Genomic DNA, 23,816 nt, shown 5'->3' on the forward strand with positions numbered 1-23,816 from the left:
ACGCTTCCTTCCTGTGAGGGAGTTTTATCTATTTTTGTGTTTGCCAATAGTGCAATCGCTTGCATAAATGATTGTAATCGATTGCATAAATTCATGCAACCGTTTTCGCTATTTTCATTTGTTTTCATTTCCGAAGTGAGAATAGCAGATGTGAGGCGAACTTGTCAGTCGAATCGAATCTAGCTACAATATGATAGGTTGAAGGGAGCGAGAAAGATGGGTTGGAGACAGACGACATCTGCTTTGACGAAAGAAGAGCAGATTGAATTAAAAGAAGAGTTGTTGCAGAAGGGTGTATTGCAGGAAGACGATCTTCCTCTATATGAGATGCTCATGCCAGATCGCATCAAACGGATGTATGAAGTATTGAATACACGAACGAACCATATCACGATTTTGACGGAAGGTGTGGACGATCCGCATAACCAATCTGCCGTATTGCGTTCGGCCGATGCGTTCGGGGTGCAGACGCTGCACGTCGTCGAAGGGCGTGCGAAGTTCAAACCAAACTCGATTATCGCCAAGAGTGCCGACCGCTGGGTGGACGTCGTCGAGCATGGCTCCATTGAAGAGGCGATTGATGCTTTAAAAGAAGACGGTTATCAAGTATATGCGACGGCATTGAGTGAGGAAGCAATTCCGCTCGAAGAAGTGGATGTGTCGAAGCCGACAGTTCTTTTATTCGGGAATGAACATAGTGGTGTGTCGGAAGCGGCATTGAAGAAGGCGGATGGAAACTTTGTCATTCCGATGCAAGGATACGTTCAGAGTTTGAACATCTCCGTGGCGGCGGCAATTTCCTTGTACGATGTCACGACACGGTCGCGACATATCGTGACGGAGGGCTATGAACTGCCTGTCGAGGATCAGGCACGTATTTTTAAAGACTGGATGGTCAAGAGTTTGCCGAAACGTACACTCGGACTTTATAAACAAAAAGGTGTCACGGCTTTTGAACGGGAGACAGGAAATTCAGAATGAACGGCGAAATGAACAGACGTACGGAATCTTTGTCCAGAAACTGAAAGGGGATGGCACGATGAGTACGACGAGTTCATTTATCGTAAAAGATGTGACAAACAACTTTAAGGATTTTGAAGAGGACTTTTTCCGACTGTATCGCACGTTATATGGCGACCTCGATCAGTTGCGTTTTAAAGAGCGTTTATATCGGCACGCCAATCCGCTAGTGTTACTGGCTTTCTCGGAAGAGGAACTGGTCGGCTTTAAAATTGGCTATGAGGCGGAGCCTTATCGATTTTACAGCTGGGCGGGCGGCGTACATCCGGACTTCCAAAAGCATGGCATCGGTCGCAAGCTGATGGATACGCAACTCGAATGGGTCGAAGCGCAAGGGTTCCATTCGATTCGGACGAAAGCACGCAATACGAACAAAGGGGTCATCATTTTGAACCTCCTTTGCGGATATGACATCATGGGCGCCTACACAGAAGATGGCGAGCCACGCATCATGATGGAGAAACAACTGAACAGTTGAATCGATGCCGCGGTCGTGTGATCGCGGTTTTTTTGTTGAAACCTATTTAAATATGTGAGCGTACATAAAGAAAAAGGGGGAGTTTGAAATGATAGTATTTGGATTTGGCGGGGATCCGTTCGATAGCTCGATAGGGGACTCATTCTTTAGCGGACTATTTGGTGTGTTTCCAATCATTTTCATGGTTGTGTTCGGTCTGATTATATTTGGATTTATCAAATCGGGAGTGAGCTACTCTAAAACATCAAATACATTGAAGGACTTACAACACTTCGCCTCACAGCTTGCAGATGATCCAGCCGACGAGACGGCTGAGCGATTGGCAGACTATTTACGTGGCGTCGATTCCTTCTCGATTGAACGGACACGCATGGAACCGTTTCGTGTCGCGCTCGGATGCTACCAATTGGTGATGGAGTCGAGCACTGTTCGCGAAGAGACAAAAGAGCGGGTCGGTCGTCAATATAAGCGTCTCGGGATTTTGGACGGAGAAAAATTTGCTGATGAGGCACCTCCACGTCGACGTTCTTCTTCATCGAGTCATCATGATATCCATCACAATCACCATGACCATATGTAAAAAAGCGAAGGAATCCCTTCGCTTTTTTACATATATCGTGATGCATCAAATTCAATGTCAGTCTGATAACGGACGGCCTGAATGGCACTTTCGATTCGAATGGCACGCTTCTTAATATCGCGTGCTTTTAAACGATATAGTTCGGGGTCATATAAGGCGTGTTTGATCACGGCAACTCCGTGCACATAGTCTTTCTTCGGACGAAGCGATAATTTCTCATAAAGTCGTGCCTGGACACGTAACTGAATGGCGAGCTCGATTGCCTCGACGAGCGGGAGTGGACCGTCATGCGTCTCAACGACGGCTTGGACGTTCGCCTCTTGAATGAGACGGTCGAGCTGACGTAAGTCTAGACGAATGTGTTCAAGTTCCATCTCGATGTCTTGAAGGGAACGGGACTGAATGGTCGGAATGGATTCATTCGCTTGAAGCGAGATGAACGCCACATGCTCAATCTCTTCGGTCAATGTATCGATTTGCTCATGGAGCAACTGTTTCAATGTTAGGGCATCTGCAAGGTTCATATCGATTTCCTCCTTCTGCTTTTTCTAACCGTACCACATCGAGATGGCTGAAAAAAGGTGGATGACATCCTCGATTACGGGAATAAAAGCAAATAGAGAGGAGGAGGACGATGAAGAAGTGGAAGATACAATGGATGGTTGCACTCATCCTACTCCTGTTCGGGACGGCGACATTCCTTTATCAGTGGATTGACGTAAGCCCAGGCGATATTCGGGACTACATCATTCAATTCGGATGGTTGGCTCCGCTCATTTACATTTTATTGTTCACCGTTCGTCCGCTCATCTTGTTTCCCACGTCCGTCTTGTCGGTCGCAGGCGGCTTGGCGTTTGGGATGTTACCGGGCGTCATCTATACCGTCATCGGGGCGACATTGAGTGCGCTTGTTGCGTATTATGTGGCAATTTATTTCGGCGATCGTTTCTTGCATCACTTCGAATCAACGAATTACGAAGCCATTCAGCGCAAAATCGAAGAAGACGGCTTCTTTTACGTCCTCATCTTACGTCTCATCCCGCTCGTCAATTTTGATTTGGTCAGCTATGCTTCTGGTTTGGCAAAAGTAAACGTACTCGCCTATCTGTTTGCGACCGTCGTTGGTATGATTCCCGGGGCGTTCGCGAACAATTTTCTCGGGAGTAGTATCGCCAGTGGGGATTGGACGCTCATCGCCTTGGCATTTGGGATCATGCTCGTGTTGACGCTCGTTGCGACTGTGTTCCGCGAACCGATTAAGCGACAGATTCATCGCTATCAAAAAAAGTAGGCGACTCCAGATGGAGCGCCTACTTTTCAATTAACGGTTGTCGACCGTCTCTGGATACAAGTCATGGTTGAACAGGCGATGCTCCGCCATTTTTTCATACTTCGTGCCTGGCTTTCCGTAGTTGTAGTACGGATCGATCGAGATACCGCCACGTGGTGTGAATTTCCCCCACACTTCGAGATAGCGCGGTTCCATCAATTTCACGAGATCTTTCCCGATGACGTTGATGCAGTTCTCGTGGAAGTCACCGTGGTTACGGAAGCTAAACAAGTACAACTTCAACGACTTCGACTCGACGAGTTTCTCATCCGGGATGTATGAGATGTAGATGGTTGCGAAGTCCGGTTGGTTCGTGATCGGGCACAACGATGTGAATTCTGGTGCGTTGAATTTAACGAAGTAGTCGTTCTCAGGATGACGGTTCGGGAACGCCTCCAGGACGTCTGGTGTGTATTCAAAAATATAAGGGACGCTCTTCTGTCCGAGGAGCGAGAGGTCTTGTAAGTCTTCTGGTCTCATGTTCATTCTCCTTACACGCCACGTTCGTTGGCGTACAGTAATGTGTGTAGTTGCGGTAGGACGCGGACGCTTTGCCATGACGGATCACGTGCAACGTCTTCCCATAGTTGTTTCAAACGACGGAGCTGGGCATCGGTGATGTCGCCGTCTGCACCAGGCTCCGGGTTACCGGCCGACAAATACATGACGTCCGGTGAGTAGCGCTGCTGCACTTCTTTCGCGTAGGCAAGGTCCACTTCATCAAAGACAGCAACTTTGAATGTCGTCTGCTCCGGGCGCAACCGTTCGACGATAGCGTCTAGTTGCTCCCAGTTCGTTTTCATACCAGACGATGGAGGTTTTGGACTGAGGGTCACGTCATCGATTTGTGTGAGCCAGTCTTGATAGCGGCTGCCTTGCGTCTCGACGGCGAGTGTGACACCACGTTCTTTCAACTTCACAACCAGGTCTTCCATGGCCGCGATAAGGAGTGGATTGCCACCCGAGATGGTGACGTAATCGTACATACCCAGTGCGTCCAGGCGAGCGATGACCTCATCGGCTGTCAGCATGTCCGGTTTTTCTGAACCGTCCCACGTAAAGGCGGAATCGCACCACGAACAGCGATAATCGCAACCGGCGGTCCGGACGAACATCGTCTTTTGTCCGATGGCGCGTCCTTCTCCTTGAAAGGTCGGTCCGAACACTTCAAGAACAGGGATTTTCACGATTCCACCAACCATTCACGGCGGAACTCAGCGTAAGACGTTGGCGTTTCATACAGACGGACGAACTCGACACGGACGTCACGTTCATTTGGCAAGTGTGTCGCCAGTTGTTCAAAAATCCAATAACACATGTTTTCTGCAGTTGTATTCATATAAGGGAGTGACTCGTTCAAATAGCGATGATCAAGATACGGCTCAAGCTCTTCTTTGAAGATCTTTTTCAAATCACCAAAGTCGAGTGTCATGCCGCGATTGTCGAGAAAGCCGCTGACACCCATCTGGAGCTTATACGTATGACCATGGAGGGCACGACATTTGCCGTCATAGTCAAAGAGATGGTGCGCCGCGTCGAACGTTACTTCTTTGACGATTTGAACGCGATGCGGACAGTAGATGAGCGATCCTTCTTGCTTTGATTCGACACTGGTCGGAGCGAGGAATGGAGCATGTTTCATACGCGCACCTCCTCGTAAGCTGTGAGTCCGTTTTGACGAAGCTTACACGCCGGACATTCTCCACAACCTGAACCGATGACACCGTTGTAGCAAGTAAGCGTGCGTTCTTTGACATAGTCAAAGGCACCGAGTTCGTCGGCGAGAGCCCACGTTTCTTTTTTATCGAGCCACATGAGCGGTGTGTCGATGACAAATGGATAATCCATCGCTAAATTGAGTGTCACATTGAGTGATTTGATGAATTGGTCTCGGCAATCCGGGTAACCTGAAAAGTCCGTTTCACATACACCGGTCACGATGTGATGCATACCGAGTTGTTTGGCCATGACGGCTGCAAACGATAAGAATAGATGGTTGCGTCCATCGACGAACGTGTTTGGGACGTCCGCATTGTCGATGTCGAGATCGTGTCTCGTGAGCGCGTTTGAAGTGAGTTGTCCGAGTAGGGACAAATCGAGGATGTGGTGTGGGACATCGAGTTCTGTCGCAATTTCTTTGGCGACTTCGATTTCCGCATCATGGCGTTGACCATATGCGAACGTCACCGCCTCCACATGAGAGAATTGTTGTTTTGCCCAAAACAGGCAGGTAGTTGAATCTTGGCCACCACTAAAGACGACCAATGCTTTTTCGTGTTGCATGAAGCACACTTCCTTTTCGCTAGTTTTGATGTCGGAGGAGGTTACGAACTCCGGAGGTCACCCTCAAGCATATAATTTATCATAAAAAGACGTTTGACAGGGAGAAAGGAAGCGAGTATAGTAAAAAACATCACTGACATGCTTTTGTGCATAAAAGCGTTTAAGCGGTTAGGCGAAATAATAAATAAAGAAGATATAACGAAAGGAGGGGACGTCGATGCAGATGAAAGGAAAAGAAGCTGTATTCGTCGTGTTGATGAGCGGGATTACCTTGCTCGCACTGATGTTTTTGGCCAAAGCGACGCCACATATGGCGATTTTTGGCACAATGGTAATAGTAGGTGGATATGCGTATTATCGTTCACGCGACTTCAAACAGATTGAAACGGCGATGATCAACGGAATTCGTGAAGCGATCATGCCGGTGTTGATTTTGTTGTTGATTGGGATGCTCATCGGAGTATGGCAAATGTCCGGGACGGTCGCGACGATCCTCTCCATCGGTCTAAATACAATCTCTGCTGAATGGTTCTTGCCGAGTGTCTTGTTGATCACGATGATCGTCTCGACATTCACAGGAAGCGCCTTTACAACCGTCGGAACGGTCGGTGTCGCCTTATTTGGAATCGGGACGGCACTAGGCATCTCGCCAGCGCTCGCTGCAGGTGCCATCGTGTCGGGTGCCCTCTTCGGAGACAAGATGAGCCCGTTGTCGGATACGACGAACTTTGCACCGGCAGTGGCGGGGGTCAAACTGTTCGACCACATTCGCTTCATGATGGGGACGACGATTCCAGCGTTCATCATCACGTTGATTTTATTCACGTTCCTCGGACGTAGCGGTCAAACTGCCGACACGGCACAAATCGCAGAGGCGCAAGCCGCGCTCAGTGGACGTTTCGACCTCTCATGGCTCACGTTGATTGCTCCTGTCCTTGTCGCAGTACTGGCCTTCCGCCGCATGCCGGTCTTACCGACGATGCTCGTCGGGATGTTCGCCGGTGTGTTGACGGCCGGTTTCGTTCAAGGGAACTGGAGCATCTCGAACTGGCTCGGTGTCATGCAGTCGGGCTTTAAGTCAGGTGTCGAAAATGAATTGATTGCGAATGTACTCGATAAAGGTGGTCTTGAATCGATGCTCTGGTCGGTCAGTCTCGTCTTGATCGCCCTCGCGTTTGGTGGCTTATTACGTGAACTCGGTGTCTTCCAAGCCATCGTTGAATCGTTGCTCGAGCGTTTGAAGTCACCCGGAAGCTCCGTTCTATCGGTCGTCCTCAGCTCGATTGGGGTCAACTTGCTCGCGGGAGAACAGTACTTGTCGATTCTCTTGCCGGGTCAAGCGTTCAAGCAAGGGTTTATCGATCGTGGGATCGACCCGCGCTACTTGTCACGGGCACTTGAAGATGGCGGGACCGTCATCAACCCGCTCATTCCGTGGGGAGTTTCTGGCGCATTCTTCGCAGCGACACTCGGCGTACCTGTATTGGAATACGCACCGTTTGCCTTCTTCCTCTGGCTCAGCCCGGTCTTCTCCATCATTTTGGGATACGTCCGATTGGGAAAGCAACGTGAATCGCTCAAAATCGCATCATAACGTCCAGGTGTCCTGCCATGCAGGGCATCTTTTTTGTGTGCAAGCTACGATTTTTGAGAAAATGAAACAAATGGAGGTGGAACCATGAAGCGACTCGATTTAGCATTTTATGAACAACCGACACTTGACTTGGCGCGTGCCTTACTCGGGCAATATTTGGTGAGGCGACATCCAGAAGGTGACATCATCGCGAAGATTGTCGAGACGGAAGCTTACCTCGGTGCCATCGACCGAGCAGCGCATAGCTTCGAAGGGCGTCGGACGAAGCGAACGGAAGTCATGTTTGGGAAACCGGGGTATGTGTACACCTATCAGATGCATACGCATACGCTCTTGAACGTGGTTAGTGGACCAGTCGGCACACCAGAAGCCGTCTTGATTCGAGCCGTCGAACCGATTCAAGGCCATGAATGGATTGCAACGAACCGTCCTGGGGTGAAGCGATATGACCAAACGAACGGACCAGGGAAATTGACGAAAGCACTCGGAATCACGATGGATCTATACGGTCATTCCTTTCAACAAGACCCACTCTATATCGTGGAGGGTGAGGCTGGAGTAGTGATTGAGGCGGGTCCACGCATCGGCATCCCGAACACGGGCGAGGCGCGTGACTATCCGTATCGATTTTTTGAACGCGACAATCCGTACGTCTCGAAGTTCCGTTGAATGCTCCTGGAGATGTTTAATTGATTCATGCCAGTGGAACAGTCCCTATGTGCATAAAACAAACAGAGGGAGTGTTTAGAACATGGCAAAAGTAGCAACGCTCATTACAGATATGTTTGAAGATGTAGAATTCACGGGTCCCCGTGACGCATTGGTGGATGCGGGACATGACGTCGTGACAATCGAGAAGAAAGCTGGCAACACGGTGGAAGGAAAGCAAGGAGAGGCGAAAGTGAACATCGATCAATCGATTGATGATGTATCGCCGGAAGATTTTGATGCCCTTCTTTTACCTGGCGGGTTCTCACCTGACTTATTGCGAGAAGACGAGCGTTTTGTTTCGTTCGCCAAAGCATTCATGGATGCGAAGAAGCCTGTCTTTGCAATCTGTCATGGACCACAGCTGTTGATTACGGCGAAGACATTAGAAGGTCGTGATGCAACCGGCTATAAATCGATTAAAGTCGATATGGAGTATGCCGGAGCGAAATATGCGGACAAAGAAGTCGTTGTCTGTCAAAATCAGCTTGTGACGAGCCGTCAACCAGATGATATTCCGGCATTCAATCGTGAGATTCTCAACTTATTAAAATAACACGTCGACCACGAGAGGAATCTCGTGGTTTTTTTGAGTATTCGGGAATAAGAAAGATAAGGAGGCGATTCAAATGAGAAAACGAGCACGTTCACCGAGTTAAGTTCGTCGAAACATTGTTTGGTTAGGGTGCATTCGTTGGTTTGAAGGGCTGATTCCAGCATATGTGATTGAACGGTTATTTTGGGAGTCACGAGGCATCTCGGTTCAAGAAGTCGTCTATTTAGAGATGGTATATGCGCTGATCATCGTTCTGTTTGAAGTGCCGACTGGCGTGTGGGCGGACCGCACGACACGGCGTCGACTGATCCAGGTAGGTGTAGCTTTAGAGTGGCTATCATTTTGGATTCTCTTATACTCGTTCACATTCACCGGTTTTTTTGTCGCAATCAGCTGTTCGGCTGTAGGATCGGTTATTCGAAGTGGGGCAGAGAATGCCTTGTTGTACGAATCGTTACAGGAGAGTCAGGAAGTGTCGTCATTTGAACGGGTTCTTGGGAAACTGAATGCGATTGGGATTGTTGCCGCTGTGACGGCGGCATTGAGTGGCAGTATGTTGGCTCAGTATCTTCCCTTGGAGTGGAACTACAAGCTCTCCATCGTGAGTCTATTGATTGCGACTACCTGTAGCCTATCTCTCATCGAACCGACTCGACGAGAGATAGAAGAGCGTTTGACGTGGTGGCATTTGCTGAAAGGTTTTCAATTCATTTGGTCGAACAAGCAACTATGGCATGTCACTATCAGTTTTTTAGCAGCCGTATCCGCATTCAATTTCATCGATGAGTTCTGGCAATTGTATGCACGTGATGTATCCATCCCGATCTATTGGTTCGGTGCCATTTCAAGCATCCTACTCTTGATTCAGTTACCTGGACAACTTTTTGCAGGGACGCTTATACGATTTGCGTCATCCGAACATTGGTTAAACGGGTTCGGTTGGCTAATGGGTGGTGGATTTCTTGTCATCGGACTTTTTCCGAATCCAATCGGAATCGGGCTGATGGGGCTGTTGGCTCTTATATATGGAGCGATGGAGCCGCTCTATTACGGTCTTTTGCATCAGCAAGTTCCTTCATCCATTCGAGCGACGACGGAATCATCCGTCTCGATGCTATGGCATCTCGGTATCCTCGTGTTGGGGTTTGTCTTTATTGTAGGAACGACAGTGTCACTATTTTTGGCGTTCATCTTAATCGGGCTTGTCGTTTGGTTCGTTCATGCGACCGCCCGATAATTTTTACAGACATGGGTCATAAGCCATGTCTGTTTTTACGTCTTAAGACGGACGAAAGATTGTGCCGAGAAGTGTATGATGAGAACAATCTTAACGAGTCAATAGGAGAAACAACGTGGAATGGTATGAATTATTTGTAGGATTTTTGTTAGGTGTCGTCGAGGGATTGACGGAATTTGCCCCAGTCTCGTCGACCGGTCATATGATTCTCGTGGACGGTCTCTGGTTGAATTCGAGTCAATTTTTAGGTCAGGAAGTAGCGAACACGTTTAAAATCGTCATTCAATTAGGGTCGATTTTAGCGGTCGTGGTCGTCTTTCGAGATCGGTTCAAAACGTTACTGAATCCAAAGTCGCTCCTCACCTTAAGACAAAGCGGAACCACACGTCAGTTCAATCTCATACATATTTTGATCGGATTGCTGCCTGCTGGCGTCCTTGGTGTACTGTTTGAGGACTACATCGATACACATCTCTTCTCAGTCAAGACGGTGTTGATTGGTCTAGTCGTCGGTGCGTTCTTTATGATTGCCGCAGATTTATCCGGGGTGAAGCGTCAGACGACCGCTACGCTAGATGACATCACGTACAAGCAAGCACTTGGTGTCGGGTTGATTCAATGTTTCTCGCTATGGCCTGGGTTCTCTCGGTCCGGTTCAACGATTTCTGGAGGGGTTCTCCTCGGAATGAGTCACCGGGCAGCGGCAGATTTTACGTTCATCATGGCGGTACCGATCATGTTTGGAGCGAGTGCGTTGTCACTGTACAGCAAATGGACGTACTTCACGCTCGATACGTTACCCGTGTTTGTCGTCGGTTTCGTCAGCGCGTTTTTGTTCGCACTTCTTTCGATTAAATTCTTTTTGAAGTTGATCAACAAAGTGAAGTTGATGCCGTTTGCGGTCTATCGAATCGTATTGGCCATCGTGATTTACGTTCTTTACTTCTAAAAAAACACGTGCGAATAGCACGTGTTTGAAACCAATGAATGGAATTGTTCGTAAAGTCTAGAAGAGGTGAAAACATGGGACAAATCGTTGTAGTATTCGGAACGTTAATCGGTCTTGGGACCGTCGGGGCATTGCTTTATATGACCCGTCTAGCCTATGAATCATGAGAACGGATAATGATAGAAGCGCTCACGTTGGAGTAACTCCATGACGTGGGCGTTTTCTGCGTTATCGATCGCACGAAGCAGACCTTCCGTCTGAGACCGGTGGGCAAACAGGGCATCTTTCTTCTGTTCGCTCTCTTCCGTTACATCGACGATGACGTGAGGTTGTCCGAGTTCGTCTTCTGTGCGGCGGTCAAAGGCGACACCTAAGAACTCAGGGCGCGTCTCGCCCATCTCTTGAAGCGCTCGTACGACGGCACGGGCTGTCGCTTCATGGTCCGGGTGGACGGCATATCCTGGATAGAATGAGATGACGGTTTCCGGCTTCACTTCGTCAATCAATGCGCGGAAGCGACCAGCGAGCTCGGCCTCGTCCTCAAATTCGACGGTCTTGTCACGAAGTCCCCACATGCGCAGGTCCTCGATGCCCATCATGCGACATGCTTCTTCGAGTTCATGTTTTCGAATTTTCGGCAGTTCTTCACGTGTCGTAAAGATTGGAGAACCCATATTACGTCCCATTTCACCGAGCGTCAAACAGACATATGTGACGGGTAGTCCTTTTTGACGATGTTGGATAATCGTTCCGGCCGAGCTGAACGCCTCATCGTCCGGGTGTGGGAATATGACGAGTAACGGTCCATTCATTGATTCTCCACCTCCGATGCGCCTTGTGGGAGCGGCTTGATATCGATGTGCAGCGCACATGCGAGACGACCGAGACGATCGTGACCAGCGAGTAACAACTGTTCTTCGTGCATTTCATAGTCGGTCAATCCCTCGACATAGAGCCAACCGTGATCGAGTTTTAAACCGACACGATAGGGACCATTTCCTTTAATTTGACCGATGCTGTATTCGATTTTGGCATTACGGATAAACATCCCGGCGTTATGAAAGTCCGGGTCATTATGTGTCGCGTAGGCACCGTTCGTCGTCTCGACATGGACGAAAAGTGGTGTCGCGACGTGACTGTCTAAATAGTGCTGAATGTGATCAGGTTGAATCGCTTTCACGTCTGTCCCTCCAATGGAAAGGATGACCCGAAACACGTAGTTCCGGGTCATCTGTTTACGATTGTGTTGCTACTTTTTTACGGTATCCGGTATGGTTCGTCGGTCCAACGTATTGGTTGAGACGGAATGAATGACGAACGGCTTCTGTGATGAACTCTTTTCCGATTTCAATCGCTTCTTCGACCGTGTGACCGTTGGCGAGTGAGGCTGCGATGGCAGAAGAGAACGTACATCCGCCGCCGTGTGTGAACGCAGGCTCGATTTTTTCACTTTCAAGAAGGCGGAATTCGTTTCCGTCGTACAAGACGTCGAATGCTGTATCGAATCCGAGTTTGCCACCGACTTTGACGATGACGATCTCTGCGCCGAGTTCATGGATTAAACGAGCGGCTTCTTTGATTTCGTCCATCGTTGCGGGTGTTTTATCAAGGCCAGCGAGCATACGCGCCTCGAATAAGTTCGGTGTGATGATTTTTGCGACTGGTACGAGGTGTTGACGCATCGCGACCGCAACGTTCGGATCAAGAATCTCATCCGCACCTTTACATGCCATGACCGGATCGACGACGGCATTCTGGATTCCGTATTCTTTAATCTTCCGTGCTGCGAGTTCGATGATTTCAGGTGTCGGGAGCATACCTGTCTTCACTGCATCGACTCCAATTCCAGCGAGCACCGTATCGATTTGTTTCTCGATCAAGGTCGTGTCGATTGGAAAGACTTCGTGATTCCATGCGTTATGTGGGTCTTGTGCCACGATGACAGTCAAAGCTGTCATACCGTATACACCGAGTTCTTCCATCGTTTTGAGGTCGGCTTGGATTCCCGCGCCGCCGCTTGTGTCAGAACCGGCAATCGTCAATGCTTTTTTCATCGTCATAATCGTCCATCCCCTTTGTCTGTTTGGATAGTTTCACTATAACGACTTTTTTGAATTCCGACAAATGCAAGGATTACGAGAAGTGTTCATAACTTTTCAGAAAAAGTATGCAGGATATTCATCATATTTGGGGAATAATAATGAATAGGGTGTAGACCACTTTATTATTGGCTGGGAGGAAAACGCATGTTAGTGCATAGCTTATGTATCCCGAAGAAAGATGTTGTCACCATCAGTGAAAAGGCAACATTGCGGGAAGCGCTTCATACGCTTGAAGAAACAGGATACCGTTGTGTACCTGTTTTAGACGAGACGGGGAAATTTTTCCGCGGTAACATTTACAAGATGCATATTTATCGTCATGGAATGAACGGGGAAAACATGGACGATAATGTGATGACACTCATCAAGAATACACAAAAGTACGTCCATGAGTCAGATGGATTCTTTGAAGTATTTTTCTCAATCAAAGAGTTGCCGTACATTGCTGTATTGAAAGATGAGAGCAATGAATTTTATGGCATTCTTCCCCACGGTAAGATGCTCGGGATGCTCGAAGAAGCATGGAGTCGCGACACGGGTAGTTACGTCTTGACAATCGCCTTGAGCGAACAGGCTGGGGCACTTGAGAAAATCACGAAAATCGTGAACAAATATACATCAATCGCGAGCTTGATGACGCTCGATGCGAAAAGTAAAGTATTGCGACGGGTACTCGTGACACTACCACCAGACTGTGAAGAAGATATGAAAAACAAGGTTGTCTCTAAGCTTGAACAAAAAGGCTTCCGGATTGTCGAAGTCGAGAACTTAAAGAACTAAGTCAAAACCCTTTCACTTGGCGTGAAAGGGTTTTTCGTCGAGTCGTTTTTCCATCCGAATATCGGACCAAAATTGACCGTCCCAGTAGGTGAAGTGCTCGATCCGACCGATTTCTTGATACCCACATTTCGTATAGAGACGATGGGCCGCATGGTTGAAAGCGAATACGCCAAGTTCCATACGAGGTGTTTGTTTGGCTCGCAATTGCTCTTCTAACAAACGAAGAGCTTCTGTGCCAACGCCTTTTCCGCGACCTACAGATTCGCCGATGACGAAACCGAGCCAAGCTGTACCGGTTTCTTGTCGATATAAATGAGGCGGGTCATACATGACGTTCATTTCTCCGACGAGATGGTCATCTGCGTAGATGAGGAAAATATCGTGCGTTAAGAGTCGTTCTTCTAAATCGTCAACCGTCATCTCATAATGGGCGGTCAATTCTTCTTTAGAGCGGCTCGGGCGAATAAGATGGACGATCTCAGGATCGTTATTCCAACGATTGAATGTATCGACGATGTCGCCGGATGCGACTGTTAATGGAACAAGTGAGATATTGATAGGTCATTCTCCTTTCTCGCTTGAACACATTCGATTCAATCGTCAAAATTCCTGCTCTTATACCGGCTTTAATACGTTTAAGTGGCTCGGCAATACTTCAAAGGTGAGCGGTAGCTTGCCGCCTGTGTCCCCGTCAGCATTTACAGGAAGCGCATCAGGCGAGGTCACGTTCACCCGTGACGTACAAAATGAGGTGACGCTATCCGTTTCCTTCAACTTTCCTGTAAAGAGGGCGGGTGTTAATTGAAGTGCGTCCTTTAACCCGAGCTCTTCAAAGATATAGACGTGAAGAAGACCATCATTAAGTCGCGCGTCCGGTTCGAAGTTTTCAAATCCTCCGACCGAGTTCGTCAAGGCGATGACGACGAGATAAGCCTCGCCATCAAACTCCCCGTCTTTACTGTCAAGCGCCAACTCATAAGGACTATGTTCACGGAACGCTTTTACACCCTCAATCAAGTAAGCGAACGGTCCCCATTTCGTCTTCTCTTCCACACTTACTTCGTCGACAGCTTCGGCAATGAGCCCGATGGCGATGACGTTCATGAAATAACCGTTCTCATACTTTCCGATATCCATCGGTGTCGGTTCAGCGTCGCGGAGAGCCTCGATTGCTTGTTTAGGGTCACTTGGGACACCGAGTGCACGGGCGAGGTCGTTGACCGTCCCAAGTGGAATGATGCCGAAGTCAGGTCGATGAGTAGCCTCGGCTAGACCGGTCACCGCTTCGTTCAAGGTTCCGTCCCCACCCATCGCAATCACGGCCTGATAGTGCTTTTCTGCCGCTTCACGTGCGAAGTTCGTCGCATCCTGTTCCTTTTCAGTGAAGCGGACATCGACGTGTCCATATCGTTCGCGCAACACCTCTTCGGCATGTGTTGCGTGTTGTTCCCCCAACTCTTTCCCTGAGGATGGATTGACGATTAACATGACTGTGTCCATTCCAACATGTCTCCTTTTCAACTCGAATACTGTCCTTTATTCCCGTCAAAGAAAGCAGATACTCCTAAAAAATCCCCATGTCGATTAGCTATCTCGCTCTAATCTTCAAGGGGATGCGTTGGGCATTCGATTGTTTAATAATGACGGAATGCGGACATATCTAAATGACTTGCTTCCGACTCGTCCACGGCAAGTTCGATGCGCAAATGTTCATTGAACGGGGAGACGAGAGCCCCCATACAGGCGACCGGTTCATGATCGGGGACCGGTGATTTACGTTTCGTTTTGACGAATAAATAGTCCGATCGTTTCAACGTCAATAAGAAACGTTCTACGGCATGCGGTTCACGGGTCACGTTTGGCCAAGGTAAATGATTGAATAATAAAAAGACCGTGCCTTCTTTTTCGAGCGCATAGTCCGGTGCGATGCCTTCCCGATTCAACAAATCGATGACAGCATGCAAAAACTCCCGTTTAATCGTCAATGAAATTTCGTAATACTCACGCATACGGTCCACCCTTTCTTAAAATCACAATACTACCATTCTAAACGTTTCCGACATGGGCGACAATGAAGAAGTTCCTTGACGAAGTATTTTTCCCGGCTTATACTGCATAAGTCCTGCTATACTAGTGATATATGATGAACGAATTGAGGTGAAACCGACATGATTGAATCCCTTGAATTGAAGGCGTGGGTCGTTCTTGCGCGTACGATGGATGCCATCAGTGATCGTGTGAAAGAAGATTTACGACGCCACCAGTTAAATTCAACAGAGTTCGGTGTTTTATCCGTACTGTATAAACGAGGAGACACCCCGTTGCAACAAATTGGGGATCAGATTTTGATTACGAGCGGTAGCGTGACATATGTGATCGATAAGTTGGAGAAGCGAGGGCTGATTGAACGAATCGCCTGCCCGTCTGACCGACGTGTCACATATGCTTCATTGACAGACGATGGAAAGGCGCTCATGGACGTCGTCTATCCGCAACATATTGAAATTTTCAAAGATATATATGGACCGTTAAGTGATGAAGAGACGGAACAATTGATTTCGTTATTGAAACGAGTCGGTTATAACGCAGCGGGCAAATAAAGCCCGTTGCTTTTTTATTCAATATCTTGAAATTAAAATAATTGACGATGAGATATACAGATGATATAGTTCTAACTGTTATTGAAAAATTAGAGATTACACAAATGGAGGATTACACGATGACTAAAGTATTATATGTATCGGCTAACCCGAAACCAACTGAACTTTCATACAGCAAACAAGTGGCAGAAACATTCGTTTCGACACTCCAAGCAGAAAATCCATCAATCGAAGTGGAAGCAATCGAACTCTACGATGTTGATGTTCAAGAAATCGACGGAGATGTGCTCAGTGCATGGGGCAAATTCGCTTCAGGCGAAGCGCTCACTGATGTAGAAGCGAAAAAGGTAGGCACAATGAGCGGCATGCTTGAGAAATTCATGGAAGCGGACCTTTACGTGTTCGCGACTCCAATGTGGAACTTCTTCTTCCCAGCACGTATGAAAATGTTCCTCGATAGCGTTCTCATGGCAGGTAAAACGTTCCGTTATACGGAGCAAGGTCCTGTCGGCTTGCTTGAAAACAAACAAGCGATCCACATCCAAGGGACAGGCGGAATCTACACAGGAACGGACCTTAACTTCGCAGACGCATACCTTCGCCAAGCGCTCGCGTTCGTCGGTGTATCTGAAGTGACGACGGTAGCGGTCGAAGGGATGAACCAATACCCAGATAAAATCGAAGAGATCGTTGCAGACGCGAAAGCGAAAGCTGAAGCACTTGCGAAAGAAGTTGCAGGCGCAGTAACGGTATAACCTAGAGAGACGAGTCGATTGACTCGTCTTTTTGTATGCATTTATTTTGGGTATGATACAAAGGGAAAGGGGAGTATGCAATGGCAGATCAGTTATCGAGTCGACTACTTGGAGATTGGACGGATATTGTCCAAGAAGAGATGAAACGACCTTATTTTCAACAGTTGAAGCAATTCGTCGACCAAGCTTATGAAGAAACGATCGTTTACCCGGCCCGAGAAGATATTTGGAACGCATTTATTCACACAAAATTTAGTGAAGTGAAGTGCGTCATTTTAGGGCAAGATCCGTACCACGGACCGAATCAAGCGCATGGACTCAGTTTTTCGGTGCAGGACGGGGTTCGTTTCCCACCGTCTCTACGAAACATCTTTCAAGAACTAAAAGATGACGTTGGATGTGATCTCCCGAAGAGTGGCAATCTCGAGAAATGGGCGAAACAAGGCGTCCTTCTCTTAAATACGGCACTGACGGTTGAAGCGGGAAAGGCGGGCTCTCACCGTGGAAAAGGATGGGAACAGTTCACTGATTCCATCATTGAGCGGCTCGGGAGTCGTGAGGAACCGATTGTATTCATCTTGTGGGGAAATGATGCGAAGAAGAAAATGAAATGGATTGGAGACCAACATAAAGTGCTCACGTCGGTACATCCAAGTCCTTTGTCATCCCATCGTGGATTCTTCGGTTCTAAGCCATTCTCCAAAGTAAACGATACATTGAAGGAGTGGGGAAAATCTCCGATTGAGTGGTGTCTCTGACAGTTTGCGAAAATTCGCAGGCTGTTTTTTGTTGACGCTTTTGTTTAGCTTTGGTAGAGTAACTAACAAGACGTCACTTTAGTGCTTAAAAGCATATATGCATAACAGCATAACTGTAGAAAAATATAAAGAATTGGATATGTAAGAAAAGCGAAGAAAGAACCGAAGTAGAGACATCTTCCCTGGCCCAGAGAGCGTGTGGTGCTGCGAACACGCCCAAAAGATGAATCGAATTACAGTTCCTGAGCTCTCATCATTGAGCGGTCCCCCGTTATCGGATCAAGCGGCTAGAATTTTTCTAGCAACCAGGGTGGTACCGCGGCTTTGTCGTCCCTATCGATTCAATCGATAGGGATTTTTTGATTTTAAAGGAGGACTTCACATGTTGACACAATCGATTCCAAAACACCTAGCCCCACATATTTCACCGCAGTTCTACAATGAATACACACCAACAGATCATGCCGTTTGGCGTTTCGTGTTGCGGTTGAACTTGCACACGTTAGAAGGGAAGGCGCATCCGTTTTACATCGAAGGATTGAAACGGACGGGAATGGGACCGGATCGATTGCCGAACGTCGAACAGATGACGGATGAGATGCAGGCGGCAGGATGGTCGACGGTCGCAGTGGATGGGCTCATCCCCGGCGTTGCCTTTTTTGACTTCCAAGGAAACGGGATGCTCCCGGTCGCGACAGACATTCGGAAAGTCGAGAATATTTTATACAGTCCAGCCCCTGACATCATTCACGAGGCGGCGGGACATGCGCCAATGTTGATGGACCCGACGTTTTCGGCAATCGTCAAACGCTTCGGTCAATTAGGGGCCAAGGCGTTCATGAACCGAGAAGAACATGCCTCGTTCGCCGCATTGAAACGATTGACGATTGTGAAGGAGAATGCGAATTCGACTGAACAGGACATCGAGGCGGCGGAGAAAGCCGTACATGAGGCGAAAGCGCAAGTGACTGGCTTTTCTGAAGCACAACAGGTCGCGCGTATCTTTTGGTGGACCGTTGAATTCGGATTGATTGGTGACCTCGACAACCCGATGATTTACGGGGCAGGCCTCTTATCATCGGTAGGAGAGAGCCGTCACTGTCTGACAGATGCGGTCGTCAAACATCCATTCGACTTGGAGCACGCGCTACAGACGAAGCAAGACGTGACAAACATGCAAAAAGAGCTATTCGTTATTCCAAACTTTGAGACGCTCTCTTCTGTCTTAGATGAACTAGAGGGAAGAATGGCGATTCGAAAAGGTGGGATTGAATCTGTGGCGAAAGCGTTGGCGTCAGGAAGTCAATCGACGATTCGACTTGAAGATGGATCAGAACGTGTCGGCATCGTTCGTCACATGACGGAGTCGAAAGAACATACGCTCATTCAATGGGATGAATGTTCAATTGTACAACATGGACAGCTCACGCAAAAAGAGCGACACGGGCTACTGATCGCTCATGACACAGAGTCCGCGCTCGATCGCGATGACCTCTTTGAGGACGGGATGAGCATTCGGCAAGCATGTGCATCCGGTGCACTCGAAGACGTGACGGTTCACCTAGAAGGACGGACGATCTCACTCGACTCGCTAGAAGTACGCGTCGATTCGCTTCCATCAGTTTTCCCAGGAACAACGGTAGACGAGCTGATGATGATTGAAAAACCGGTGATCATCGAACGGGATGAACGTGTATGGACGAACGATGATCCGATGTTCAACCGCATCCATCTCATGCGTGAGCGGGGAGAATCAATCGATGGTCTCATCCCAGAGATTTTAACGAACCACCCTGACGCCTGGTTATTACACATCGAATGCCTGGAGTTGGTGAAGGATGAAGGACTGAAACAGACATTGATTGAACGTCTTGAAGCATTGCGTCAAACTTCCCCATCCCGAAATGAATTGATTGGTCGCGCGTTCGAACTATTGCGCTAACGAAAAGAGGCGACGTTTTCCACTGTAGGAGAACGTCGCCTCTTTTGCATTATACAGATTGATTTGTCGTTTCACGTAAGAACGTAATCAAACGACGATACGTGGAATTAGCCGCTGGGCGGTCCATTTCGAAGTAATAGTTATGGCCAAGCTCGTGCTCGTTCCGATCATAAAAGACAGTCGTGACATCCGTACGTCCTGAAAGAATCGTTGCAAATTCCTTGGCCTGCTCCTCAAAGGAATGGTCATTCCCGTCCGCGATAAACGTTGGGACGAATGTGGCCGGTACATTGACGAGTGGCGACGCTTCAGCAACGACCGAGAGAGTCTCCCAATTGTATGTGCCGAAGTATGCCCATCCGATTCGTTTGAACAAGAAGCGGTTCACTGACTTCGATGATTCGAGCCATGTGCGCTTCAAGTCGAGCGGTGCAGACAAGAGGATGGCACCGAGGATTGAGGATTTTGGTACGACTTGTCCCACTTCAGCAGAAGGTGAATAGTCGTCATTCAACTGGATCCCGACAAACTGTGCGGCGAGCTGTCCACCATTCGAATCACCTGCAAAGAAGACGCGGTCTAAATCGAGACGGAAGCGGTCATTGTTCTCAGCGATGAACGAGTACGCTTCTTCGATTTGTTTGAGCGGGGTTGGGTACATCACGTCAGGTGCGAGTGCGTAATTGATACTGACGACGTTGTAGCCGTTACTCGCAATCGAAGTGGCGTATTTTAACACATCCGATTTATCCCCACCGACGAATGATCCGCCATGTACCCAAAAAATTGTAGGGACCGTGCGGCTATTTCCTTCATAACGGATCAAATCAAAGGTTCCATTGTCATAAGAAGACAAGTAGTCGATGTCTTTTCGGACAGACGTCTTTTGAACGACTTCCTCGAATCCCTTCATCTCCACTTCGTTTCCCCCCGCAAACGAAGTTTTGATTAAACGTGTGGCTGGTTTCGGTGAGAGGAACACATAAGCCGCTCCTGCGACCGCAGTTCCAATCAATCCGACTCCAGCTCGTTTCAACCCTTTATTCATCTTCCTTCCTCCCTTTCTACAATCAGAAGCTTATTGCGTGACGAGTACGTCCGCCATGTACGTTTCGATGACATGAGCGATTCCGTCTTCGTTGTTTGATTTTGTGATGAAGTCCGCTTTTCCTTTGACCGTCGTGTTAGCATTTCCCATCGCGACGCCGAGGCCGGCCCATTCAATCATCGTCAAATCATTGTTTCCGTCACCGCAAGCGATGACTTCTTTTTGTGCGATGCCGAGTTGATCTGCTAGGAAGGCGAGACTCGTTCCTTTTGTGACACCGGCTTCAGTAAACTCAAGGAAGAACGGTTTTGAACGGGCTACAGCCAATTTCCCGGCCAATTCTGTTTGTAGCTTCGTTTCGATTGGAGCGAGTGTGTCGCCATCCGCAAGCATCAAACATTTGACGACCGGAGCTGTCACGGCATCTTTAAAGTTGTCGACATGAATGACCGGCATTCCCGTCAATTCACCTTCGATATCCGTATAAGGGTTCGGGCGATCGGTTACGATTTCGTTACCGACGTACGTATGAATCGCGATTCCTTCCCGTTCACTGATATCATGGAGATGGGCGACTGTATCCGGCTGGAGCGTGCTCGAGAAAATCTCCTCGTTTGTCGCACAATCGATGACCGAGGCACCGTTGAACGATAAGATGTAGCTTCCGTATTTCGCAAGTTCTAATTCACGGGCTGCTTCCCACATCGCAAACGTTGGTCGTCCGCTCGCGAGAACGACTTTATAGCCGCGCGCCTGTGCATCGAGAAGTGCTTCTTTTGTCTTAGGGGAAATCGTATGGTCGCTCGTGAGGAGCGTATCATCCATATCCAATACAATCATCTTGTAACTCATAGTAGTAGGGGGTCCTCCTTCAGAATCTAATGACTCCATCCTAAACCTTTTTAAGGTCAATTGACAACCTTGTCGCAAAAACGTAACTATAATGTAGAGAAGTGAACTCTAGAAGAGGTGGAAATCGATATGAATCGAATTTTAGTAGCTGAGGATGAACATGCGATTCGCAGCTTCATTATTGTCAATTTAAAACGAGCCGGATTCGACGTCTTTGAGGCGACGAACGGGCGAGAAGCGGTCACCGCATTTGACCGTGAACCGTTCGATGTTGTCCTATTGGATGTCATGATGCCGGAAATGGACGGATTCGAAGCATGTGCTGCCATTCGTGATCTTGACGAAAATGTAGGGATCATCATGTTGACGGCACGGACGCTCGAAGAAGATAAAATTGAAGGGCTTGGTAAAGGTGCAGACGACTACATCGCCAAACCGTTCAGTCCAGGTGAATTAGTGGCGCGCATCCAAGCGTTGTTGCGCCGTGTCGAAAAAGTGAAACGAAAAGATTCGAAACGCTTAAAGTCGGGACCGTTCGCAATCGACCTCGCCGCGAAACAAGTGACGAAGTATGGACAGTCGATCGATTTGACGCCGACCGAGTATGACTTGATCTGTCATCTCGTCCAAAACGAAGAGATCGTCTTGTCACGTGATGCGCTACTCGATGCTGTATGGGGCGTTAACTATTTCGGTGACCGAAAGACAGTCGACGTCAACATTCGTCGCTTGCGTCAAAAAATTGAAGATGACCCGAGTCATCCGGTCTACATCGAGACGTTGTGGGGTCACGGATATAAATGGCGGAGACATGAGGCATGAAACAACAGTTAGTCATTCGCATGATGATTGTCGTGACGATCGTCTTGCTCTTGCTCGTCAGCATTTTGTCTTACGGGACGTATCGCTACTATTACGAGTATGAGTCGGAAGCGTTACTAGGTCATGCGACAACGAGTGCATATCTATACCCTCAAGCCCAAGTTGGGTTTGAAACGCCGAGCGCCTTTTCAGTCCTCGTCCGAACATTCGGATATCCTGGAACTGATTTGACGATTGTCGACCGGAGCGGTTCGATTGTCAAAACGACGGGACAACGAACAAGGCAGGCCTCTTTCTCTCAAGAACAGTTACAGCAACTGTCGCAAGGAGAGTCCGTCGTGCAGGACTATGACGTCGGGGATGAACATTACTTGTCGGTCACGAGTCCCATTATGACGAACGATACGTCCGAGTTTGCCATCAGTTTCACGCGACCGCTTGAAGACTTGGACACGCTCATTCGCGAAATTTGGATGACGGTCGTCATGATTGGCGTCTTGATCTGGTTGCTCGCCCTATACACCGTCATCCGGATTGCCGATCGCTTCGTCAGACCGATTCGTCACATCATCGAGGCGGCCGATGAGATGGCTCAGGGCGACTTCGATGTATCCGTTGAGTCAAATGAGAAACATGAGCTTGGAGCCTTGGCTCGAACGCTCACGTATTTAGGCGCGAAAGTCCAGCAGCATCAGTCGACACGTAACGAATTCCTCTCGAGTGTATCGCACGAACTCAGAACACCACTCACATCGATTAAGGGATGGACCGAGACGATTCGGGGTGGTGATGAGAAACTATCTGAAGAGACGGAGCTCGGTTTAAGCATCATCCATTCGGAGACAGAGCGCATGATCGGTCTCGTCGAACAGCTTCTCGACTATACAAAAATTGAGGAGAGTCGGTTGGTCTTGTATCGCCAAGAACTGGACCTGGTCTCTTTGTTACGTCAAGTGACTCTGCAATTAAAACAGTCACTTGAAGACAAAGGCATCACACTCATCGAACGCTATCCTCAAAAATCGGTCGGACTATTTGATGAGAATCGTTTGAAACAAGTGTTCTTAAATATCCTCGAGAACGCGATTCGTTTCTCGCCAGACGGAGGAACGTTGACCATCCGCTTCGTGCAATCGGAACGTGTTGCCTTCATCTCGATTATCGATGAAGGTCCCGGCATTTCACGAGAGCATTTGCAGCGCATCACCGAGATGTTCTATCAGGCTCATGTCACAGAAGGTAGTAGCGGGCTTGGACTTGCGATTTCAAAAGAATTGATTGAAGCGCATGAAGGCAAACTCGTCATCGAGAGCGAGGTCGGACACGGAACGACGGTGACCGTCTTATTGCCGCTCGACCCGAGTGAACTACATTAATAGGATTAAACCTCCCGAATTCAGGCTACATATAGATGTATGTAGA

Annotated in this window: 29 protein-coding genes and 1 other annotated feature; of the genes, 16 read left to right on the forward strand and 13 right to left on the reverse strand. The window is 48.3% G+C overall.

The annotated features are described in order from the left end of the window. Positions 1-216: 216 nt before the first annotated feature. The 3 genes from GVY42_RS11970 (at position 217) to GVY42_RS11980 (ending at position 2,078) form a co-directional block, all read left to right on the forward strand. Entirely contained in the window at positions 217-981 is a 765-nt protein-coding gene (locus GVY42_RS11970) for an RNA methyltransferase (protein ID WP_074034971.1), read from the forward strand. Further along, positions 953-1,498 (forward strand): GNAT family N-acetyltransferase, encoded by a 546-nt coding sequence (locus GVY42_RS11975; protein WP_074034970.1) that lies wholly within the window; start codon positions 953-955, stop codon positions 1,496-1,498. The genes GVY42_RS11970 and GVY42_RS11975 overlap by 29 nt, the downstream gene beginning before the upstream one ends. A gap of 88 nt (positions 1,499-1,586) precedes the next feature. After that, a complete protein-coding gene (locus GVY42_RS11980; RefSeq protein ID WP_074034968.1) occupies positions 1,587-2,078 on the forward strand; it encodes a hypothetical protein in 492 nt (163 codons plus the stop codon). A 26-nt stretch (positions 2,079-2,104) separates the two neighbouring features. Here the strand turns inward: GVY42_RS11980 and GVY42_RS11985 are convergent, their stop codons facing one another. Continuing rightward, positions 2,105-2,602: a hypothetical protein gene (locus GVY42_RS11985; RefSeq protein WP_159563336.1), complete on the reverse strand. Its 498-nt coding sequence runs from the start codon at positions 2,600-2,602 to the stop codon at positions 2,105-2,107. A gap of 110 nt (positions 2,603-2,712) precedes the next feature. On the opposite strand from GVY42_RS11985, the gene GVY42_RS11990 reads away from it, so the two are divergent. Beyond that, complete coding sequence (locus GVY42_RS11990; protein WP_159563337.1) at positions 2,713-3,369, forward strand: TVP38/TMEM64 family protein; 657 nt, start codon at positions 2,713-2,715, stop codon at positions 3,367-3,369. Between the two features lie 30 nt (positions 3,370-3,399). On the opposite strand, the gene queF is transcribed toward GVY42_RS11990, so the two are convergent. From queF to queC, 4 genes are read right to left on the reverse strand one after another with little or no spacing between them, the layout of a single operon-like run. Next, on the reverse strand, positions 3,400-3,888 hold the full coding sequence (gene queF, locus GVY42_RS11995) for a preQ(1) synthase (RefSeq protein ID WP_015880473.1): 489 nt from the start codon (positions 3,886-3,888) through the stop codon (positions 3,400-3,402). A gap of 11 nt (positions 3,889-3,899) precedes the next feature. Further along, positions 3,900-4,610: a 7-carboxy-7-deazaguanine synthase QueE gene (queE, locus tag GVY42_RS12000; RefSeq protein ID WP_159563338.1), complete on the reverse strand. Its 711-nt coding sequence runs from the start codon at positions 4,608-4,610 to the stop codon at positions 3,900-3,902. Then, positions 4,592-5,050: a 6-carboxytetrahydropterin synthase QueD gene (gene queD, locus GVY42_RS12005; protein WP_015880475.1), complete on the reverse strand. Its 459-nt coding sequence runs from the start codon at positions 5,048-5,050 to the stop codon at positions 4,592-4,594. The genes queE and queD overlap by 19 nt, the downstream gene beginning before the upstream one ends. After that, entirely contained in the window at positions 5,047-5,691 is a 645-nt protein-coding gene (gene queC / locus GVY42_RS12010; RefSeq protein ID WP_159563339.1) for a 7-cyano-7-deazaguanine synthase QueC, read from the reverse strand. Before queC ends, queD begins: the two co-directional genes overlap by 4 nt. Before the next feature lie 217 nt (positions 5,692-5,908). Between queC and nhaC the strand changes: the two genes are divergently transcribed. The 5 genes from nhaC (at position 5,909) to GVY42_RS12035 (ending at position 10,735) form a co-directional block, all read left to right on the forward strand. Next, a complete protein-coding gene (nhaC, locus tag GVY42_RS12015; RefSeq protein WP_159563340.1) occupies positions 5,909-7,285 on the forward strand; it encodes a Na+/H+ antiporter NhaC in 1,377 nt (458 codons plus the stop codon). An 84-nt stretch (positions 7,286-7,369) separates the two neighbouring features. Next, complete coding sequence (locus GVY42_RS12020) at positions 7,370-7,954, forward strand: DNA-3-methyladenine glycosylase (RefSeq protein WP_159563341.1); 585 nt, start codon at positions 7,370-7,372, stop codon at positions 7,952-7,954. Positions 7,955-8,036: 82 nt separating this feature from the next. Then, positions 8,037-8,549 carry a type 1 glutamine amidotransferase domain-containing protein gene (locus tag GVY42_RS12025; RefSeq protein ID WP_026824537.1) on the forward strand — a complete coding sequence of 171 codons (513 nt, stop codon included), beginning with the start codon at positions 8,037-8,039 and terminating at the stop codon, positions 8,547-8,549. Positions 8,550-8,715: 166 nt separating this feature from the next. Next, positions 8,716-9,786, forward strand: a complete 1,071-nt coding sequence (locus GVY42_RS12030; RefSeq protein WP_236548962.1) for an MFS transporter — start codon at positions 8,716-8,718, stop codon at positions 9,784-9,786. Positions 9,787-9,901: 115 nt separating this feature from the next. Further along, positions 9,902-10,735: an undecaprenyl-diphosphate phosphatase gene (locus GVY42_RS12035; RefSeq protein ID WP_159563342.1), complete on the forward strand. Its 834-nt coding sequence runs from the start codon at positions 9,902-9,904 to the stop codon at positions 10,733-10,735. Positions 10,736-10,896: 161 nt separating this feature from the next. On the opposite strand, the gene bshB2 is transcribed toward GVY42_RS12035, so the two are convergent. From bshB2 to pdxK, 3 genes are read right to left on the reverse strand one after another with little or no spacing between them, the layout of a single operon-like run. Then, complete coding sequence (gene bshB2 / locus GVY42_RS12040; protein ID WP_031424391.1) at positions 10,897-11,547, reverse strand: bacillithiol biosynthesis deacetylase BshB2; 651 nt, start codon at positions 11,545-11,547, stop codon at positions 10,897-10,899. Further along, positions 11,544-11,915: a YojF family protein gene (locus tag GVY42_RS12045; RefSeq protein WP_159563343.1), complete on the reverse strand. Its 372-nt coding sequence runs from the start codon at positions 11,913-11,915 to the stop codon at positions 11,544-11,546. Before GVY42_RS12045 ends, bshB2 begins: the two co-directional genes overlap by 4 nt. Before the next feature lie 55 nt (positions 11,916-11,970). Continuing rightward, entirely contained in the window at positions 11,971-12,795 is an 825-nt protein-coding gene (gene pdxK, locus GVY42_RS12050) for a pyridoxine/pyridoxal/pyridoxamine kinase (RefSeq protein WP_015880484.1), read from the reverse strand. A gap of 186 nt (positions 12,796-12,981) precedes the next feature. Between pdxK and cbpA the strand changes: the two genes are divergently transcribed. Further along, a complete protein-coding gene (gene cbpA, locus GVY42_RS12055; protein ID WP_031424393.1) occupies positions 12,982-13,617 on the forward strand; it encodes a cyclic di-AMP binding protein CbpA in 636 nt (211 codons plus the stop codon). A 12-nt stretch (positions 13,618-13,629) separates the two neighbouring features. Here cbpA and GVY42_RS12060 read toward each other — a convergent pair whose 3' ends face one another. The 3 genes from GVY42_RS12060 to GVY42_RS12070 form a co-directional block, all read right to left on the reverse strand. Then, the gene (locus tag GVY42_RS12060) at positions 13,630-14,175 is read right to left on the reverse strand and encodes a GNAT family N-acetyltransferase (RefSeq protein ID WP_159563677.1); all 546 of its coding nucleotides are present in this window, start codon (positions 14,173-14,175) and stop codon (positions 13,630-13,632) included. A 57-nt stretch (positions 14,176-14,232) separates the two neighbouring features. After that, positions 14,233-15,117 carry a diacylglycerol kinase family protein gene (locus tag GVY42_RS12065; protein ID WP_074034946.1) on the reverse strand — a complete coding sequence of 295 codons (885 nt, stop codon included), beginning with the start codon at positions 15,115-15,117 and terminating at the stop codon, positions 14,233-14,235. A gap of 134 nt (positions 15,118-15,251) precedes the next feature. Continuing rightward, a complete protein-coding gene (locus GVY42_RS12070; RefSeq protein ID WP_159563344.1) occupies positions 15,252-15,626 on the reverse strand; it encodes a hypothetical protein in 375 nt (124 codons plus the stop codon). 159 nt (positions 15,627-15,785) lie between these two features. Between GVY42_RS12070 and GVY42_RS12075 the strand changes: the two genes are divergently transcribed. The 4 genes from GVY42_RS12075 (at position 15,786) to GVY42_RS12090 (ending at position 19,672) form a co-directional block, all read left to right on the forward strand. Next, a complete protein-coding gene (locus GVY42_RS12075) occupies positions 15,786-16,217 on the forward strand; it encodes a MarR family winged helix-turn-helix transcriptional regulator (RefSeq protein WP_047795835.1) in 432 nt (143 codons plus the stop codon). A gap of 119 nt (positions 16,218-16,336) precedes the next feature. Further along, on the forward strand, positions 16,337-16,972 hold the full coding sequence (locus GVY42_RS12080) for an FMN-dependent NADH-azoreductase (protein WP_078146124.1): 636 nt from the start codon (positions 16,337-16,339) through the stop codon (positions 16,970-16,972). A gap of 80 nt (positions 16,973-17,052) precedes the next feature. Next, complete coding sequence (locus tag GVY42_RS12085; protein WP_074034942.1) at positions 17,053-17,730, forward strand: uracil-DNA glycosylase; 678 nt, start codon at positions 17,053-17,055, stop codon at positions 17,728-17,730. A 144-nt stretch (positions 17,731-17,874) separates the two neighbouring features. Further along, positions 17,875-18,068 (forward strand) — a binding site (T-box leader). Between the two features lie 44 nt (positions 18,069-18,112). Beyond that, the gene (locus GVY42_RS12090; protein WP_159563345.1) at positions 18,113-19,672 is read left to right on the forward strand and encodes an aromatic amino acid hydroxylase; all 1,560 of its coding nucleotides are present in this window, start codon (positions 18,113-18,115) and stop codon (positions 19,670-19,672) included. A 49-nt stretch (positions 19,673-19,721) separates the two neighbouring features. On the opposite strand, the gene GVY42_RS12095 is transcribed toward GVY42_RS12090, so the two are convergent. Both GVY42_RS12095 and GVY42_RS12100 read right to left on the reverse strand, forming a co-directional pair. Further along, the gene (locus tag GVY42_RS12095) at positions 19,722-20,720 is read right to left on the reverse strand and encodes an alpha/beta hydrolase (RefSeq protein ID WP_159563346.1); all 999 of its coding nucleotides are present in this window, start codon (positions 20,718-20,720) and stop codon (positions 19,722-19,724) included. 30 nt (positions 20,721-20,750) lie between these two features. Then, the gene (locus tag GVY42_RS12100) at positions 20,751-21,572 is read right to left on the reverse strand and encodes a Cof-type HAD-IIB family hydrolase (RefSeq protein ID WP_159563347.1); all 822 of its coding nucleotides are present in this window, start codon (positions 21,570-21,572) and stop codon (positions 20,751-20,753) included. A 129-nt stretch (positions 21,573-21,701) separates the two neighbouring features. Here GVY42_RS12100 and GVY42_RS12105 point away from each other — a divergent pair, with 129 nt between their 5' ends. Both GVY42_RS12105 and GVY42_RS12110 read left to right on the forward strand, forming a co-directional pair. Next, positions 21,702-22,394, forward strand: coding sequence for a response regulator transcription factor (locus GVY42_RS12105; protein WP_015880495.1), 693 nt, complete (start codon positions 21,702-21,704; stop codon positions 22,392-22,394). After that, positions 22,391-23,770, forward strand: a complete 1,380-nt coding sequence (locus GVY42_RS12110) for a cell wall metabolism sensor histidine kinase WalK (protein ID WP_074034934.1) — start codon at positions 22,391-22,393, stop codon at positions 23,768-23,770. The genes GVY42_RS12105 and GVY42_RS12110 overlap by 4 nt, the downstream gene beginning before the upstream one ends. Positions 23,771-23,816: the final 46 nt, after the last annotated feature.

The organism is Exiguobacterium sp. 8A (assembly GCF_902506275.1).
GTDB lineage: Bacteria > Bacillota > Bacilli > Exiguobacteriales > Exiguobacteriaceae > Exiguobacterium > Exiguobacterium profundum.